Source organism: Plantactinospora sp. B5E13, assembly GCF_039871775.1.
GTDB lineage: Bacteria > Actinomycetota > Actinomycetes > Mycobacteriales > Micromonosporaceae > Plantactinospora.
The window spans coordinates 208,693-224,706 of the sequence record NZ_JBDPLT010000001.1 but is presented as its reverse complement, the minus strand read 5'-3'; the positions used below and the strand labels follow the sequence as shown (position 1 = coordinate 224,706).

Annotated in this window: 13 protein-coding genes; 4 read left to right on the top strand and 9 right to left on the bottom strand. The window is 72.2% G+C overall.

The window, feature by feature from the left end; genetic code table 11:
- Positions 1-148: 148 nt before the first annotated feature.
- The 4 genes from ABGB05_RS00985 to ABGB05_RS00970 all read right to left on the bottom strand — a co-directional run bounded on the left by ABGB05_RS00985 (position 149) and on the right by ABGB05_RS00970 (position 5,171).
- Positions 149-1,036 (bottom strand): oxidoreductase, encoded by an 888-nt coding sequence (locus ABGB05_RS00985; protein ID WP_347651154.1) that lies wholly within the window; start codon positions 1,034-1,036, stop codon positions 149-151.
- Between the two features lie 201 nt (positions 1,037-1,237).
- Positions 1,238-3,106: a serine hydrolase gene (locus tag ABGB05_RS00980; protein WP_347651153.1), complete on the bottom strand. Its 1,869-nt coding sequence runs from the start codon at positions 3,104-3,106 to the stop codon at positions 1,238-1,240.
- A 296-nt stretch (positions 3,107-3,402) separates the two neighbouring features.
- Entirely contained in the window at positions 3,403-4,203 is an 801-nt protein-coding gene (locus ABGB05_RS00975; RefSeq protein WP_347651152.1) for an ABC transporter permease, read from the bottom strand.
- Positions 4,200-5,171, bottom strand: a complete 972-nt coding sequence (locus ABGB05_RS00970) for an ATP-binding cassette domain-containing protein (RefSeq protein ID WP_347651151.1) — start codon at positions 5,169-5,171, stop codon at positions 4,200-4,202. Before ABGB05_RS00970 ends, ABGB05_RS00975 begins: the two co-directional genes overlap by 4 nt.
- Before the next feature lie 265 nt (positions 5,172-5,436).
- Between ABGB05_RS00970 and ABGB05_RS00965 the strand changes: the two genes are divergently transcribed.
- Complete coding sequence (locus ABGB05_RS00965) at positions 5,437-5,580, top strand: hypothetical protein (protein ID WP_347651150.1); 144 nt, start codon at positions 5,437-5,439, stop codon at positions 5,578-5,580.
- Here the strand turns inward: ABGB05_RS00965 and ABGB05_RS00960 are convergent.
- Positions 5,564-6,424 carry a DUF4097 family beta strand repeat-containing protein gene (locus ABGB05_RS00960; RefSeq protein WP_347651149.1) on the bottom strand — a complete coding sequence of 287 codons (861 nt, stop codon included), beginning with the start codon at positions 6,422-6,424 and terminating at the stop codon, positions 5,564-5,566. The two genes, ABGB05_RS00965 and ABGB05_RS00960, sit on opposite strands and share 17 nt — an antisense overlap.
- Before the next feature lie 54 nt (positions 6,425-6,478).
- On the bottom strand, positions 6,479-7,027 hold the full coding sequence (locus ABGB05_RS00955) for a toxin-antitoxin system HicB family antitoxin (protein ID WP_347651148.1): 549 nt from the start codon (positions 7,025-7,027) through the stop codon (positions 6,479-6,481).
- A gap of 169 nt (positions 7,028-7,196) precedes the next feature.
- Between ABGB05_RS00955 and ABGB05_RS00950 the strand changes: the two genes are divergently transcribed.
- From ABGB05_RS00950 to ABGB05_RS00940, 3 genes are all read left to right on the top strand, one after another.
- Complete coding sequence (locus ABGB05_RS00950; RefSeq protein WP_347651147.1) at positions 7,197-9,176, top strand: ATP-binding cassette domain-containing protein; 1,980 nt, start codon at positions 7,197-7,199, stop codon at positions 9,174-9,176.
- Positions 9,173-11,002, top strand: a complete 1,830-nt coding sequence (locus ABGB05_RS00945) for an ABC transporter ATP-binding protein (RefSeq protein WP_347651146.1) — start codon at positions 9,173-9,175, stop codon at positions 11,000-11,002. The genes ABGB05_RS00950 and ABGB05_RS00945 overlap by 4 nt, the downstream gene beginning before the upstream one ends.
- 74 nt (positions 11,003-11,076) lie before the next feature.
- A complete protein-coding gene (locus tag ABGB05_RS00940) occupies positions 11,077-11,646 on the top strand; it encodes a nucleosidase (RefSeq protein WP_347651145.1) in 570 nt (189 codons plus the stop codon).
- A 21-nt stretch (positions 11,647-11,667) separates the two neighbouring features.
- Here the strand turns inward: ABGB05_RS00940 and ABGB05_RS00935 are convergent, their stop codons facing one another.
- The 3 genes from ABGB05_RS00935 to ABGB05_RS00925 form a co-directional block, all read right to left on the bottom strand.
- On the bottom strand, positions 11,668-12,630 hold the full coding sequence (locus ABGB05_RS00935) for a hypothetical protein (RefSeq protein WP_347651144.1): 963 nt from the start codon (positions 12,628-12,630) through the stop codon (positions 11,668-11,670).
- Complete coding sequence (locus ABGB05_RS00930; RefSeq protein WP_347651143.1) at positions 12,627-14,222, bottom strand: cellulose binding domain-containing protein; 1,596 nt, start codon at positions 14,220-14,222, stop codon at positions 12,627-12,629. Before ABGB05_RS00930 ends, ABGB05_RS00935 begins: the two co-directional genes overlap by 4 nt.
- A 397-nt stretch (positions 14,223-14,619) precedes the next feature.
- Positions 14,620-15,939 (bottom strand): cellulose binding domain-containing protein, encoded by a 1,320-nt coding sequence (locus tag ABGB05_RS00925; protein WP_347651344.1) that lies wholly within the window; start codon positions 15,937-15,939, stop codon positions 14,620-14,622.
- Positions 15,940-16,014: the final 75 nt, after the last annotated feature.

The following is a 16,014-nucleotide window of genomic DNA, read 5'->3' as shown; positions in this document are numbered from 1 at the left end:
AACAGGGCGTCGACACTGGACGGATCGAATCGCCGGGGTCGATTCCCCAGCGGAGTGGGGCAGGCCGGACAGGGCGCCGGGCCGTCCCCGGAGGAGGGACGGCGATCCGCTCGTCACCGTACTGGACCCGGCAGGACGTGCTCCGCCGCTACCCGGTACGCGGGGCCAGCATCGCGGCGACCGGCGTCTTCGCGAGGTCGACGCTGCTGTCGAAGTCGGTGCTCCGGCTGAGGTCGGCCCAGGCGGTCGTCTCCTGGGCGCGAGCCTTCGCCGACTGTTCGGTGAGCTGCACCGCGTCCGAGCCGAGCAGCAGCCGCAGCGGCGGCGCCGCCAGGTCGACCAGGTCGACCAGGATCCTCGCCGCCCGCGCCGGGTCGCCGGCCTGCTTGCCGTCCATCTCGCGGCGGAAGTCGTGCATCCGGCCCACGGTCTGCCGGTAGTCCTCGCCGACCTCGGCGATCCGCATCGACGAGCCGCCCCAGTCGGTCCGGAACGCGCCCGGCTCGACGATGGTGACCCGGATCCCGAACGGCTTGACCTCGTTGGCCAGCACCTCCGAGAATCCCTCGACGGCGAACTTCGCCGACTGGTACGCGGCCAGCCCCGGCGTGCCGCCGACCCGGCCCCCGACCGAGGAGAACTGCAGGAAGTAGCCCGAACGCTGGGTACGCAGGATCGGCAGCGCCGCCTTCGTCACGTTGACGACCCCGAAGAAGTTCGTCTCGACCTGGGCCCGGAAGTCGTCGTCCGGGGTCTCCTCGATCGGCGCGCTGTTGGCGTACCCGGCGTTGTTGGCCACCACGTCGAGCCGGCCGAAGGTCTGCACCGCCGCCTCGACCGCAGCCCGGGCGGCGGCCGGGTCGGTCACGTCGAGCGGGTACGGCCGCACCTGGTCGCCGTACTGGTCGGCGAGGTCGGCGAGCTGGTCGGGCTGGCGGGCGGTGGCGAGCAGGTTGTCGCCCCGGATCAGGATCTCCCGGCACAGTTCCCGGCCCAGTCCCCGGGAACTTCCGGTGACCAACCACGTCCTGGTCATGTTGTTTCCTCCTCGGGGCGCCCCGCTCGACTCTGCTACGCGCCGGGCGGCGAACCCGGGGGAACATCGGGTTTCACCCGACCGGGCGACCCGGTCCGGTAACAGGGGAGGGTCCCCGACCGGTCGGCCGGGGACCCTCCACCGCCTGTTCCGCCCCACCCGACCCGGGGATGTACCCCGGGGGAACGGACCGTCGGGACGTCAGTCCCAGGTGGCCAACGCCGCCCGCAGGTACGGCCGCAGCGTCTCGGCCATCGCCGCCTGCACCGCCGGCCGGGTCGCCGCCGACTCCTGGCTGCAATCCTTGTCCGAGCCCGCCCCGCAGTCGAACTCGCCGTCGATGAAGGCGCCGTAGACGTACCGCCGCTCGGTGACGGTGCCGTCGGCGGCCCGGTGCGGCAGGGCGATCATGCCGCCGCCGGTGGTGCGCAGCAGGAGCGCCGTGCAGCCGGTCGTGTCGCAGGTCGAGTTGGGAGCGGCGTTGGCGTACCCGCCGGGCTTGTACGCACCCCACCACGCCGCGGTGAACGCGTTGCGCTGCGCGGTGGTCAGTCCCAGCGCCGTCGCCTCCTCCTGCAGCACGGTGCTGAAGATGCCGAGCCCGGTGGCGGCGAGGTCGGTGAAGGCGTCCTGCTCGGCACCGGTGCCGAGGTACGGCGAGCCGGCCCGGTAGACCGCCTCGTAGAGCCGGCCGGCGTCGGCCAGGGTCAGCTCGTTGCTGGCCTTGACCTGGCCGGGTGCCTCCCAGGTGCAGCCGATCCGGTGGTTGAGCTGGGTACGGCTCATCCCGAGCGCGTCGGCGGTGTTGTTCAGCGCGGTCGGGCCGTAGCGGTCGTAGATGGCGTCGGTCTGCCGGTTGTCCGAACGCTCCATCATCCCGCGCAGGGTGTTGCCCAGGGTGTCGTTCACCGGCAGGGTCCGGATCGGGGTTCCGTTGTCGGCGTAGGCGCAGACGCCGCCGTTGTCGCTGAGGTCGGGGTCCGAGTGCCGGTACCAGGTCACCGGGTCGGTGAGTTCACCGCTGCCGAGGAAGACCCGCCGCATGGCGTGTACGTGGTGCAGTGCCTTGAGCATGCTGGCCGGCTCGAACGTGGTGTCCGGGTTGAGTGCGGCCAGCACGTTGCCGTCGACGCGTTTCAGGTAGAAGCCCCGCTTGACGGCGCTGCTGCCGTTCACGCCCTCCTCGATGGCGTCCCGGGCCCGGACCGAGGTCGCGTCGAGGTTGTCGACGAAGATCGCGGAGTATCGGGTTCCGCCGTTGAAGGCGAACGGCTTGAGGTGTACCGGCCGCAGGCCGCGGTTCGCCTGCAGGTCGGCCGCCTCCTGGGCGGTGATGTTCGGGTGCCACTCGGAGTGGAAGTCACCCTCGTCGGCCACCAGCACCGCCGACCACTTGCCGTCGGAGTGCCGTTCGATGTCCACCACCCGGGCGTCGTGGGCACCGATGCTGCTGGTGATCTCGGTCATCGTCTTGCCGAACAACGCCCACGAGTCGCGCTGGTCGACCCCGACGTTCGGGATCATGATCGCGTCGTACCGGTCGCCGGAGACGTGGTCCAGGTCGATGATCCGGGCGTTGTGCTCGGTCATCTTGTCCCGGATGTAGCTCTCGGTGCTGTTCAGCCACCACCAGTAGCCGTGGTTGTTGCTCGCCGGGTTGTCCACCCAGGCGGCGGCGAACCGGGTCTGCCCGTTCACCGTGTAGCGCTCCAGGTCGAGCAGCCGCTTGTCGGCGAGCTTGCCGCCGAGCGACTCGGCGGTCTCGTCGACGGTCCAGGAGGCGCTGCCGGAGACACCGCGCTGGTAGACGCCGGAGTTGTGGACGGCAACCGCGGTGAAGTCGTCGGGCCCGTTCACCTCGATGCCGGTGATCCGCATGTGGTGTTCGTCGGCCCAGTCGTTGATGGTGGCCTGGGTGGCCGAGAACCACCATCCGAAGCCGGTCGGGTTCGCCGAGTAGCGTTCGGGGTCGATGACCGCCGCGGCCGAGGCCGGGGTGGCGGCCCAGCCGAGCAGTCCGGCGGCCAGGGCGGTGACGACGCCGCTGGCCAGTAGTCGTCTCGTTCGCATGGAACTCTTCCTCCACCGTGTTGTCCGGTGCCGCGGTCCGATCGCCGAACGCGGCCTGGCAGGCCGGGGCACGCTGACTGCGGCATCCGGGGGCGCGGGCGGACCGCACCGCCGGAGCCCCCCGGAACCGGCGGACCGTGGTCGCGGTCGTGGTCGCCGGCCCGGGGCCGGCCACCGTGTTCGGCCGGGTTCGAGAATGCGGCGCCGGCGTGCTCCGCGACGGCGATCCTGGACCGGGCTGGACAGCGCTGGACACGGCATGGACCGTCGGGTGCCGTGGGTGGTCGGGTGGTCGGTTACCGGTTCGGCAGCCGCTGGTACGACGTCCGGGCCCACAGGTAGCCGACCAGGGTGATACCGACGCACCAGGCGGCGGCGAGGTACCCGCTGTTGCCGATCGGAGCGCCGCTGAGCAGGCCACGCAGCGTTTCGATGATCGGTGTGAAGGGCTGGTACTCGGCGAACCAGCGCAGCCCGGTCGGCAGCGAGTCGGTGGGTACGAAGCCACTGCCGAAGAAGGGGAGCAGCATGAGTGGCATCGGGATGTTGCTCGCGGACTCGACCGACTTGCTGATCATGCCGAGCGCCACCGACAGCCAGGTGAGGGCGAAGGCGACCAGGGTCAGCAGCCCGAGGACACCGAGCCACTCGACCGGGGTGGCGTCCGGGCGGAAGCCGATCAGCACCCCGACGCCGAGTACCACCGCCACCGCGAGCAGCGCCTGGATCACGCTGCCGACGACGTGTCCGGTCAGCACCGCCGCGCGGGAGATCGCCATGGTGCGGAACCGGGCGATGATCCCCTCGGACATGTCCATCGCGACCGTGATCGCGACCCCCTGGGCGGTGCTGGTCAGGGCGAGCAGGATGATGCCGGGCAGGACGTACTCGACGTAGGCGGCCCGACCTCCGGAGCCGATGGCGGGCCCGCCGATGCCGGCCCCGAGGGTGCCGCCGAAGACGTAGACGAAGAGCAGCAGGAGGACCAGCGGCATCGCGACCAGGATCGCGGTCATCGAGGGGTAGCGCTGCATCCGTCGGAGGTTGCGGCGCAGCATGGTCATCGAGTCGGTCACGGCGTAGCCGAGGGCGCTCATCGTACGGCTTCCTTCTCCTGGTCGGGTTGGCCGGTGAGGGCCAGGAACACGTCGTCGAGGTCGGGGGTGTGCACGGAGAGTTCGTCGACCTCGACCGTCGCGTCGTCGAGGTGGGCGAGCAGGGTTCGCAGCGACCGGACACTGCCGTCGGTCGGCACCCGCAGGGTGAGGGTGTCGTGGTCCGGCGTGGCCCCGTCGACGACGTGGGCGGCCCGGTTGAAGCCGTACGTGTCGGAGAACCGCAGTTCGACGTGGCCGCCGGGGACGAGTCGTTTGAGCTGGGCCGGGGTTCCCTCGGCGACCAGCCGGCCGTGGTCGAGTACGGCGATCCGGTCGGCGAGCTGGTCGGCCTCCTCCAGGTACTGGGTGGTCAGGAAGACGGTGGTGCCACCGGCCACCAGATCCCGGATGATCTGCCACATGGTGCGTCGGCTGCGCGGGTCCAACCCGGTGGTCGGCTCGTCGAGGAAGATCACGCGTGGCTCGCCGACCAGCGTCATCGCCAGGTCGAGCCGACGACGCATCCCGCCGGAGTACGTCGCGGCCGGCTTCCGGGCCGCCTCGACCAGGTCGAACCGCCCCAGTAGCTCCTCCGTCCGCTGCCTGCCCTCGGCCCGGCCCAGGTGGCGCAGGTTCGCCATCAGCCGGAGGTTCTCCTCACCGGTGAGCAGGTTGTCCACTGCGGAGAACTGTCCGGTGACGCCGATCGCGGCGCGTATCCCGTCGGGGTCGGTGTCGAGGTCGTGACCGGCGATCCGTACCTGGCCGGCGTCCGCGTCGACCAGGGTGGAGAGGATGTGCACGGTGGTGGTCTTGCCGGCACCGTTGGGGCCGAGCAGTGAGAAGACGGCTCCTTCCGGGACGGTCAGGTTGATGCCGTCGAGGACGACCTTGCTGCCGAACGACTTACGTAGGCCCGTCACCTCGATGGCGGGTGGGGGAATGGCCACAACCTGTCCTTTCGTCATGTTCTGTCCTGTCGGAGTGTGTGGTCGTCCCACGGGCGGGCAGGGTCGTCCCGACCGTGGGCAGGGTGGGATCACGGATGACGCCGTCGGCGGTGGGCCGGGGGTGGTGTGTCGGTCGGGCCGCGGGTCGGAGGCGCCGTCGCGGCGGCGGACCGTGGGGTACGTCGGGAGACCGGCCGCCGGTGTGTGGTGCGGCCGTGGCGAGGGGGCCGGGCGTCAGCGACGTCGGACCCTGGGCTCACCGGACGGGTGGAAGGGAATTCAGGTGCGGGAAGAACGGCAGGTGGGGGGGATCGCCCGGGCGGGAGGGCGGCGGGTGATCCAGGTGCGGGCCGAGGCGGTGCCGGTGGGACCGGCGGATCGGGTGGCGGGACTGGGCCGGGAGCGGCGGATCAGGCGGCGGGGCTGAGCCAGGAGCGGCGGATCACGATGTCGCCGGAGTAGGTACGGGCCTGGATCCGGACGGTCTCCTCCGACTGTCCGGGCGCACCCGAGGTGTCGAGCGAGTTGCGGACCTGCCCGGACATCGTGGCCAGGTCGAGCCAGGCCGCGCTGCCCTCCCGGATGCCGACCTCCAGTTCGCCCGAGGCGGCGCCGACCGTGACGTCGCCCCGGGCCACCTCGGCGAGCCGTACGCTGCCGTTGGCGGTCTTGGCGCTGACCCCGCTGCCCGCCCGGTCGACGGAGATGTTGCCGTTGGCCGCGTTCAACCGCAGGTCGCCGGCGACCGCGCCGACGTACGTGTCGCCGTTGGAGTTCTTGACCACCGCGCTGCCGTCGACCTGGCCGACCCGGACGTCGCCGGAGTGGGTGGTCACCTCGGCCCGGCCGTCGACCCGGTCCACGGTGATCGCGCCGTTGCTGGCGTACAACTGGACGGAGCCGGCCTGCGCGACCCGGAGCTGTCCGGAATGGGTCTTCAGTCGGCAGTCGCCGACTCGGCCGTCGCAGTGGATGTGGCCGGCCGTGGTGCCGGCCTGCACGGACGAGCCGGTGGGCAGCGCGATCGTCAGGTCCACCGAACCGACCCGGACGTTGAACAGCGACAGCGGCTTGTACCCCTTGACCAGGAGCTTGCCGTTGCCGAACTCGATGCGGGTCTGCTCGGCCGCCCGTACGTCCAGGGCGCTGCCGGGGTCGGTGGGGTGGACCTCGACGACGGTGTCGGCCCGGTCGGTGGCGGTGATCCGGATGTCGCCGAGCGCGAGGTCGACAGTGGCGGAGATGGGGTCGGGTGTGTCGTACGTCGGCATGACAGGTGCCCTTCCATGGGAGTTCGGTGCGGACGGGGGAGGATTCGGGCGCGGCTAGCGGACCCAGCCCGTGTAGCGCTGGCCCAGCGCGCTGCCCCGGCCATCCGGAGCCGGTCTGGGATGGGTGTCGGCCAGGGCGGCGGTGACGACCCGGACGAGCCAGGCGTTGACGGAGAGCCGCTCCCGGCCGGCGGCCTCCTCGATTCGGGCCTTGAGCTGCTCGGGCACCCGGAGGTTGATCCTGGACACGGTGCCCTCGTCCGGCTCGGCCGGTGACGGACCGCCGAGCGGGCCGGCCGTGGTGTCGGTACCGGCTGTGCCGGTCGGCGGCGGCACCGGTGACTCGTACGACTGTGCGGTCGGCGGCGGCGTCACCACGAAGTCGGGCTCGCCGCCGCGTAGCCGCAGGTCGACCGAGCCGGGGGCAAGATCCCGGGTGATCTCGTCGGCGGCCGCCGAGAGTGCCTCCAGCAGGGTGAGTCGGACCGCCGACTCGAGTGGCACGGCCAGCCGTTCGGCGAGCGCCCGGGTCTCCTCGCCGCCCATCTCGGCGGAGAGGGCGAGCTGGTGTCGCAGGCGGTCGACGTACTGCGAGATTTCCATGGCGCCACTATGGCACCTCTGTGGCGCCATCGCAAGTGCTTTGGCGCTTGAGTGGCGCCAGTCGTGGCGTCTGGCTGGTGGCTGACAAATCCGTTGCGGTACCGGCGGCGGGTGGCCACCATCAATACGGGTCGATCGGGGGAGGCGGATCCGGAGTGGTGAGCGGCTGATGAGAAGTGCCGTACGGCTGTTCGCCACCCGGATCCGGCTGTTGCGGCTGCTCGCCGGTGGCGGTGGCATCCCGACCGGAGCCCTCGTCGGTGTCCAGCTCGTCCGGGCGGTGGTGCCGACCGCCCAGGCGCTGTCGGTCGGCCACCTGGTCGCCGTCTTCGGGCGGGGGGAACTCGGCGGTCCGGTCTTCGTCGCGGCGGCCCTGGTCGCCGGTCTGCTTCTGGTCGACCAGTGGGTCTGGCTGACGCTCGCCGCCGTACGGAACCTGGTGGTCAGACGGATCGACGGCGGACTCCGGGCCGGACTGCGTACCCTCGCGGTCAACCTGCCCGGCCTCGACCGGCTGGAGAGCCGGGAGTTCCAGGACCGCGCCGCCCGCGCGGTGGACGTCGGCTCCGGGTTCGGCCGGGACCGCTCGCCCGGCACCGCCGCCACCGGCCAGCTCGAACTGGTGTTCCGGATGGTGGGCGCGGTGAGTGCCACGGTGCTGCTCGCCACCTTCTCGGTGCCGCTCGCGGTCGGCCTGCTCGCGGTGTCGCTGCTGATCCGGGCGACCCTGCGCCGGCAGTGGCTGGGCATCATCGACGTCCTGGACGCGGACACCGTCGGGCACCGCCGGAACTACTACGTCTCGGAGCAGGCCGTCCACGGTGCCGCGAAGGACGTCCGGCTGTTCGGGCTCAGCGACTGGTTCGCCGGACGACTGCGGGCCACCTCGGCCCGGACCTACGGGCCGGTCTGGCGCCGGCAGTTGGCGGTGCTGCGGCGGCAGTGGTGGATCGTACTGCTCGCGGCCGGCTTGGCGGTGGCGACGATGGCCGTACCGGCCGGCGCGGTCTTCGCCGGTTCGCTCGACCCGGCCCGGATGATCACGTACGTGCTCGCCGGCTTCGGGATCATGGAAATCGGCCGGATGGGCGAGGAGGCGTTCGACATCGAGTACGGCCTGCGCGGCATCCAGGCCACCGACGAACTCGCCGCCGAGTACCGGGCCACCGGCCGCTCCGGCACCCCGACGACCACGACCCCCCGCCGACCCGCCGGACCGGAGCCGGCCAGCGGACCGGCGTCGGCAAGCGGACCGAAGTCGCCCACCGGACGCGAAGGCGGGACACCGGAGTCGGCCGCCGACCGGGGCGGGGCAGGATCGCCGCCGGTCGCCGGGCCGCCGACGATCCGGTTCGAGGAGGTCGTCTTCCGGTACCCGGGCGCGACCCGCCCGGTCCTCGACGGGCTGACCCTGACCCTGCGACCGGGCGAGACGGTCGCCCTCGTCGGGGAGAACGGCGTCGGCAAGACCACCTTCGTGAAACTGCTCGGCGGGCTCTACCGTCCCGACTCGGGTCGGATCACCCTGGACGGCGTCGACCTCGCCGCCCTGGACCCGGCGCTGTGGCGGCAGCGGCTCGCCGTCCTCTTCCAGGACTTCGTCCGGTATCCGGCGAGCCTGCGGGACAACGTGGCGCTGGCCGCCGCCGAGCGGATCACCGGCGGCCCGGCCGACGACCGCGCGGTACGGGACGCCCTGGACCGGGCCGGCGCCACCAAGCTGCTCGCCGGCCTGCCCGACGGGCTGGACAGCTCGCTGTGGCGGGCGGGGACCGGTGGCACCGACCTCTCCGGCGGGCAGTGGCAACGGGTCGCCCTGGCCCGGGTGCTGTACGCGGTGGCCGCCGGCCGGCGGGTCCTCGTCCTCGACGAACCCACCGCCCACCTCGACGTCCGGGCCGAAGCCGAGTTCCACGAGCGGGTGGTGTCCCGGGTACGGGAGACGACGACCCTGCTCATCTCACACCGGCTCGCCACGGTGCGGCCGGCCGGGCGGATCATCCTGCTCCGCGCCGGCCGGGTCGCCGAGGACGGCCCGCACGACGAGCTGATGGCGCTCGGCGGCGGCTACGCCCGGTTCTTCACCGTCCAGGCCGAGGCCTTCACCGCCGCCGGGGAGCGCCGACGAGCCGCCGGGGAGTGCCGGTGAGTGGCCGGGGAGCGCCGACGAGCCGCCGGAGGGCGGCGACGCGAGACTGGTACCAACTGCTGCGTCACGTCACCCGGACGGCGCTGCGGGCCGACCGACGCTCGGTCACCATCCTCTGTGTACTGACCGTGGGGCAGGCAGGCATCATCGCCGCGCTGGGGCTGAGCCAGCGCTGGCTCGTCGACCACAGCGCCGGCCGGGACCTCGCCGGAGTGGTCGGCGCAGTCGCGCTCGGCGCCGCCGCGTTCGGGCTGTCGGCCGGGGCGGGCCGGATCCAGAGCAACCTGATGCTCTACGTCACCTACCGGACCCAGGGGAACCTGAACGAGGAGACCCAGCGCCGGGTCTCCGCCATCCCGACCATCACCCACGTGGAGCACGGGCCGTATGTCGACCGGTGGAACCGGCTGTTCCAGAACGCCTGGTCGATGGCGTCGATGCCGTGGTCGGTCCTGAACGCCACCGCCGCCCTGTTCAGCCTCGCGGTCACCATCGGCCTGCTGGCCTGGGTCAGTCCGGCACTCTGCCCACTGGCCCTGCTCGCCGTACCGCTCTTCCTGGCCAACCGACGGGCCGACCGGCTGCTGCGGGAGGCCCGCGACGCCGGCACCGAGCTGCTCCGGCACGAGCGACGGCTGCACGAGCTCTGCGTCGATCCGGAACCGGCGAAGGAGGTGATGCTCGCCGGCAGCGGCGGGATCCTGAGCGGACGGGCGACCGAGTCCTGGGACGCCGCCGTGGCCCGGGAGAACAGCGCCCGGCTGCGCGGTGCCGCGTACCAGGGAGGTGCCTGGCTGCTCTACACCACCGCCCTGGCGGGCGCGCTGGTGGTGGTCGCGGGCCTGATCGCCGACGGTCGGACGACGGTCGGCGCCGTGGTCATGGTGATCACGCTGGCCACCCAGCTGCAGCACCAACTGCACACCGTCCTGCAGAACCTGAGTGTCGTCGCCCAGGCCGGCCAGGTGGTGGAGAACTACTGGTGGCTGCGGCGCTACGCCGAGGAGGCGGACCGACCCGGCGACCCCGCCCCGGCCACCCTGACCGACGGGATCAGCCTGCACGACGTACGGTTCCGGTATCCCGGCGCCGACCACGACGTGCTGCACGGCGTCACCCTGCACCTGCCGGCCGGCAGCACGGTCGCGGTCGTCGGCGCCAACGGGGCCGGCAAGTCGACCCTGGTCAAGCTGCTCACCGGCATCTACCAGCCGACCTCCGGGACCATCACCGTCGACCGGCGGCCCCTCTCCGGACTCGACTCCACCAGCTGGCGGTCCCGACTGACCGGGGTCTTCCAGGACTTCGCCCGGCTCCGGCTGCTGACCTGGGAGACCGTCGGCGTCGGCAGCGCCCGGCACATCCGGGACCGGGGGACGGTCCGGGCCGCCGTCGACCGGGCGGACGCCACCGACGTGGTCACCGGCCTGCCGGACGGGCTCGACACCCAGCTCGGGGCCTCCTTCGACGGGGTCGAACCCTCGCTCGGCCAGTGGCAGCGGCTGGCTCTCGCCCGGTCCCTGATGCGGGAGGTCGGCGGCGGCCGGCCGCCGCTGCTCGTGGTCCTCGACGAGCCGACCGCCGCGCTGGACCCGATCGCCGAACACGACCTGTTCCAGCACTTCACCGCCCAGGTCCGGGCCGCCACCCGGCAGGGCGCGGTGACCGTACTGGTCTCGCACCGGTTCACCACCGTCCGGATGGCCGACCTGATCGTGATGCTGGTTGACGGGCGGGTGGCGGAACTCGGCTCCCACGCCGAGCTGATGGCGGCCGACGGCTGCTACGCCGAGCTGTACCGGCTCCAGGAACGGGCGTACCGGTAGGTCCGGTTGTGGGCCGTTCCACCCCACGTCACGGGAGCACCGGGGGATGGCCGGAGCCCGGATAGCATGCCGCCGTGGAACTGACGGGAGTGCTGACTCCGGACCGGCCGCTGCTTGTCGTCGCGCTCGCCGAGGAGGCGGCGTACCTCGACCGGAGCCTGCCGGTGCTGGTCACCGGGATGGGCAAGGTCAACGCCACCCTCGCGCTGGCGACCACCCTCGCCCGGGGACCGCTGCCGTCGGCCGTGGTCAACCTGGGCACCGCCGGGGCGCTGCGGTCCGGGTGGACCGGCCTGCACGAGGTCGGCCAGGTCTTCCAGCACGACCTCGACACCGACTTCCTCCGGGCCCTGACCGGCCTGACCGTCGGCGCGCCGGTCACCCTGGCCGGCGACGGTCCGGTGCTGGCCACCGGCGACCAGTTCGTCGCCGAGGAGTCGGCCCGGGCCCGACTCGCCGAGCAGGCGCACCTGGTCGACATGGAGGGCTACGCCGTGGCGTCGACCGCGGCGCGGTTCGGCGTACCGGTCCGACTGATCAAGCAGGTCAGTGACGAGGCGGACGAGTCGGCGGCCCGGAGCTGGCAGGAGTCGGTGGACGGCTGCGCCCGGATCCTCGCCGAGTGGGTCCGTACCCACCTCTGAGCGGTTCCGCAGCCCGGAGCCTCACCCGGCGTACTCCGCCGCCTTCGCCCGGACCGCCGGGTCGGCGGAGCCGAGCAGCGCGGTGACCACGGCCGGGCGGTCCGCGGGCCCGAGCCGGTCGAGCAGGTCCTCGATCGGATCCCAGTTCCACAGGTACGGGCCGACGGCGTAGCCGTCCTCGACCGGGGTGCGGTCGAACCACGGGTCGCCGTCCGCCCAGCCGGCCCGGACCGCCTCGACCGCCGGCGTACCGGGCCAGGGGCCGGCACGCCGGGCGGCGGCCAGCGCGGCCGCGGCGCGTACCGGGGCCGGCTGGCCCCCGACGAGCGCCTCGGCGAGCAACGCGGTCTCCGGGTCCAGTGCGGCGGCCGAGATGACCAGACCACCCCGGACCTGCGGATCGGTCTCGACCGCCCACCGGTGGTACAGCGCCGGCAGGATGTCGTCGGCCCGGCCCGGACAGTTCCCGAGCGCGTAGCCGGCGGCCAGCCGGGTCCACTGCTCGGGAGCGGCCAGCAGCGGCAGCAGCCGGTCGACCTCGGCGGTGACCGCGGCCCGGAGCGCGGCCAGCACGGGATCGTCCGGGTCGACGATGTCGGCCATGTCGCCGAGCAGGTGCGCGATCCCGTCCGGGAACGTGGTGGCGGGGTCGGCGAGCAGCGCACCCAGGAACGGCACCACCGGGGCGGTGGCCGAGCAGACGTTGCCCTGGTGCAGCACGCTGGCCCGCAGCTCGTACAGCGCGTGGACCGCGTCCTCCTCGTCCGGCCCGGCGACCCGGCGCAACAGCCCGGGTACGTCGTCGGCGGGACCGTACGCGTGCCTCAGCTCCGCCCACGGCACCCGGTCGAGATCGTCGAGCAGCACGACGCGACCGTACCCGGCCGGCGCCAACGCCCGGACGGCGGAGCGGGCCGGGCCCGGTGTGGCGGCGGTCGGCCACCACACCGGGCCCGGGAGGAACGCGTCGGGCGTGACGGTCACCTGGCGGTACAGGTGGGACTGAGCCCGGTGCCGGTACCGGTGCCCTGGAAGCCGAACTCGGTCGACTGTCCGGCGGCGATCGATCCGTTGTAGCCGACGTTGGTGAACTGGACCGCTCCGCTGTTACCGCTGCGGTTGACGTTCCAGGCGTTGGTGACGCTGACCCCGGACGGCAGGGTCAGCGCAACCGTCCAGCCAGTGACCGGCGCGGAGCCGGCGGTGACCCGTACCGTGGCGACGAAACCGCCGTTCCACTGGTTCACCGACATCGACGCCGCGCAGCCCGCCCCACCGGCCGGCGGAGTGGTCGGCGGCACCGTCGGCGGGGTCGCCGGCGGGGTGGTCGGGTTCACCGGCGGGGTGGTCGGGGTGCCGGTCGGCGGCGTGGTCGGCGGGTTGGTCGGGCCGTCGGCCAGCGTCGGCGTGGTCCAGTCCCGCCACTCGGCCAGGTTGCCGGCCTTCCGGCTGGAGATCCGGAAGACGCCGGCGGCGTTGCCGGTCTTCACCAGGAACTTCTGGATGTTCTGCTGCAGCGGGGTACGCCACTCGTTGCGGGTGGCGCAGTGTGTGCCGTCCTGGACGTCGGACCAGTAGCTGATGTTCTCGCCCGCACCGAGCGCCTTGTAGATCTCCGCGCCGCCCAGCGCCGCCACACTGCCGGAGCGCGAGCCCAGCCAGTCGACGTGCGGGTTCTCCATGATGAATAGGCCACGCGGGGCGACCATGCCCACCATCTGGTGGGTGTCCACCGGCAGTCCGTTCGGGTTGCCCGTGTAGGAGCCGAACGCGTCGCCGAGCCACGGCTGCTCGCCGTACGCGCTGCTCAACGGCTGTGCGCCGCTCTCTGCGGCGATCGCCCGGAAGGCGGGTACGCCGGCGCTGCCGGACTCGATCGGCATGGTCAGCGCCACCCGCTGGTCGAAGACGCCGGCGGTGAAGGCGCCCTTGCCGTACCGGGAGCAGCCGGTGACCCCGATGTCGGTCCGCAGGACGTTGCCGCCCGACTGCTGGATGACGTCGATGATCCGGCTGACGCCCCAGGCCCAGGCCATCAGCAGCCCGGTGCTGCTGTTGTTGCCGTAGATCGTGTAGAACGCGCCCTGCTTGTTGTTCCGGGGCGTGCCCTCCCGCCCGACCGTGAACGGGTCGTAGTTGATCACGGCGGCGCCGGCGGACCGGATGGTGGCGGTGTCCGCCCCAAATCCGCCGTAGACGATGACGGCGGGGAAGGGACCGGTGCCGCTCGGCAACTGGACGCTGGCGGAGAAGCTCGCACTCCGGCCGTTCTGCGAGACGTTCACCGTGATGCTGGAGCTGGAGACCGTACCGCTGACGGTCGCCGGCTTGGCGGGTTTGTCGCCGTAGACGTACCGCTCGGCCAGTTCCCTGGTCTCGGCCCGACGGCAGCGCCAGTCGGCCTTGCTGGTGATCCGCGAGCCGTCGAACTTCCGGAACGGGTCGGGGAGTCGTGAGCTGGACGGGAGTGAGCCGGGCGGGTTCACCGGGCAGTCGGCGCCCTCGTCCTCGACGGTCGAGGCGGCCAGGACGACGTCGCCGGGGGCGGCTTCGGCGACGGTTGACTTCGCTACCACTGAGACTGCTCCGCCGACCGCGAGTGCCGCTGCCGCCAGCACGACGACCGTCGAACGGATCTTTGAGCGGCCCGAGCTGATGATCACTAGGGCCTCCTTCCGGATAGGGTGAGGGACGACGACGGCGATCGATGATCACGGATGTCGATAGTCAAGTTTCGAACGGAACAGCGAAACATGTCAATGCTGTTGCGTTCGCCGCCCGGTTTCGGTCAGGCGGCGTGGACCGGACCGCCCGGGCGGCGGGCCTGACAGGGCGGCGCGCGTTTCCCCGGTTGCCCGGTGGCAGCAGGTCGGCGTCATGCCACGGGTGGGTACGGAGCATGTCGATCGAAAAACGAGCCGAGCCCCGGGGCGCCTGGTCGTCGCCTCCGGGGCTCGGTTCGGGTGCTGTTGATCAAGTGGTGGTGCAGGTGGCGCCGTTGAGGGCGAACGAGGTCGGGATTCCCGTGTTGCCGGTGTGGTTGGCCTGGAAGCCGATGGTCACCGAGGCGTTGGGGCCGATCGTGCCGTTGTAGGAGACGTTGCGGGCGGTGACCTGTCCGGAGGTGGGGGAGTAGCTGGCGTTCCAGCCGCCGGTGATGGTCTGGCCGCCCGGCAGGGTGAAGGCCAGGGACCAGCCGTTGACCGCGCTGCCGCTCGTGTTGGTGATGGTGATGTTCGCGGTCAGGCCGGTGTTCCAGGCGTTGATCGCGGTGCTGACCCGGCAGGCGCCGGTCGCCGGCGGAGTGGTGGGCGGCGTGGTCGGGGTGCCGGTGGGCGGGGTCGTCGGCGGCGTGGTGGGTGGCGTCGTCGGGGCGGTGCCCTCGAACTGGGTGAAGAACTTCCAGGTCTCCGCCGGGACCCAGGTCCGGGAGCCGCTGGGGTTGGACCCGTCGACCGGGCTGGGGGTGTGGTCGCCGTCGAACGCCGCCCAGACAACCGGATATCCGGCCCGGCATCCGCTGTACGCGGTCAGGGTGTGGGTTCGGCTGCCCTGCCCCGGCTCCGGCGGGTTCTGCCGGGTGCAGCCGTTGTTGGTGACGAACCGGTCGCGCAGGGATCGCCCCTGGGAGATGTTCAGGACCGAGTCGCCGATGCCGTGCACCCCGAGGTAGGCGACCGGCTGGCTACCGCCGCTGCACCCGCTGAGCTGGGCTCCGGCCAGCACCGCGACCGCCCGGAACACGGTCGGTCGGGCGCACGCGAGCGCGAAGCTCATGCCGCCGCCGTAGCTGAAGCCGGTGGCGAACCGTTGGGCCGTGTCGATGCACAGCGCCCCGTCGAGCAGCCGGATCATGTCGTCGACGAAGGTCACGTCCTGGCCGCCCGAGTTGGCCCAGCCGGCGTTCAGACCCTGGGGGGCGACGAAGATCGTGCTGTTGTTCGCCAGGCGGTGGAGCCCGTAGTAGGCCCAGGCCGCTCCGTCGCTTCCGCCCGAGGCCACGTCGTTGGCTGAGCCGTTCAGCCAGTGGAATCCGAAGACCAACCGGTAGGGCCGGTTGTTGTCGTAGTTGTCGGGCAGCCGCAGGATGAACGAGCGGTTCATGCCGCCGGTCTGGATGGAGTGTGTCCCGTTGGCCAGGGTCGGGGCCCGGCCACATCCGGCGGTTGCCGCGAGGATGCCGGCGTCAGCGGCCGACGCGGTCGTACCGGCGTTTCCGACCAGCGTCGTGCTGGCGGCGGTCAGCAGGAGCGCCGCCGCGGCCACGACGGGCCCGAGGGTGAGCTTGGGCATGGACATCGCGAAGCTCCGTCTGTCGATGATCGATGTTTGTGGGAGGGGATCGGGGACGCGGGCGGGCGTGCCGCT

Coding starts and splice junctions, on each gene's coding strand:
- ABGB05_RS00985 (WP_347651154.1), bottom strand. CDS start 1,036: ATGACCAGGACGTGGTTGGTCACCGGAAGTTCCCGGGGACTGGGCCGG.
- ABGB05_RS00980 (WP_347651153.1), bottom strand. CDS start 3,106: ATGCGAACGAGACGACTACTGGCCAGCGGCGTCGTCACCGCCCTGGCC.
- ABGB05_RS00975 (WP_347651152.1), bottom strand. CDS start 4,203: ATGAGCGCCCTCGGCTACGCCGTGACCGACTCGATGACCATGCTGCGC.
- ABGB05_RS00970 (WP_347651151.1), bottom strand. CDS start 5,171: ATGACGAAAGGACAGGTTGTGGCCATTCCCCCACCCGCCATCGAGGTG.
- ABGB05_RS00960 (WP_347651149.1), bottom strand. CDS start 6,424: ATGCCGACGTACGACACACCCGACCCCATCTCCGCCACTGTCGACCTC.
- ABGB05_RS00955 (WP_347651148.1), bottom strand. CDS start 7,027: ATGGAAATCTCGCAGTACGTCGACCGCCTGCGACACCAGCTCGCCCTC.
- ABGB05_RS00950 (WP_347651147.1), top strand. CDS start 7,197: ATGAGAAGTGCCGTACGGCTGTTCGCCACCCGGATCCGGCTGTTGCGG.
- ABGB05_RS00925 (WP_347651344.1), bottom strand. CDS start 15,939: ATGCCCAAGCTCACCCTCGGGCCCGTCGTGGCCGCGGCGGCGCTCCTG.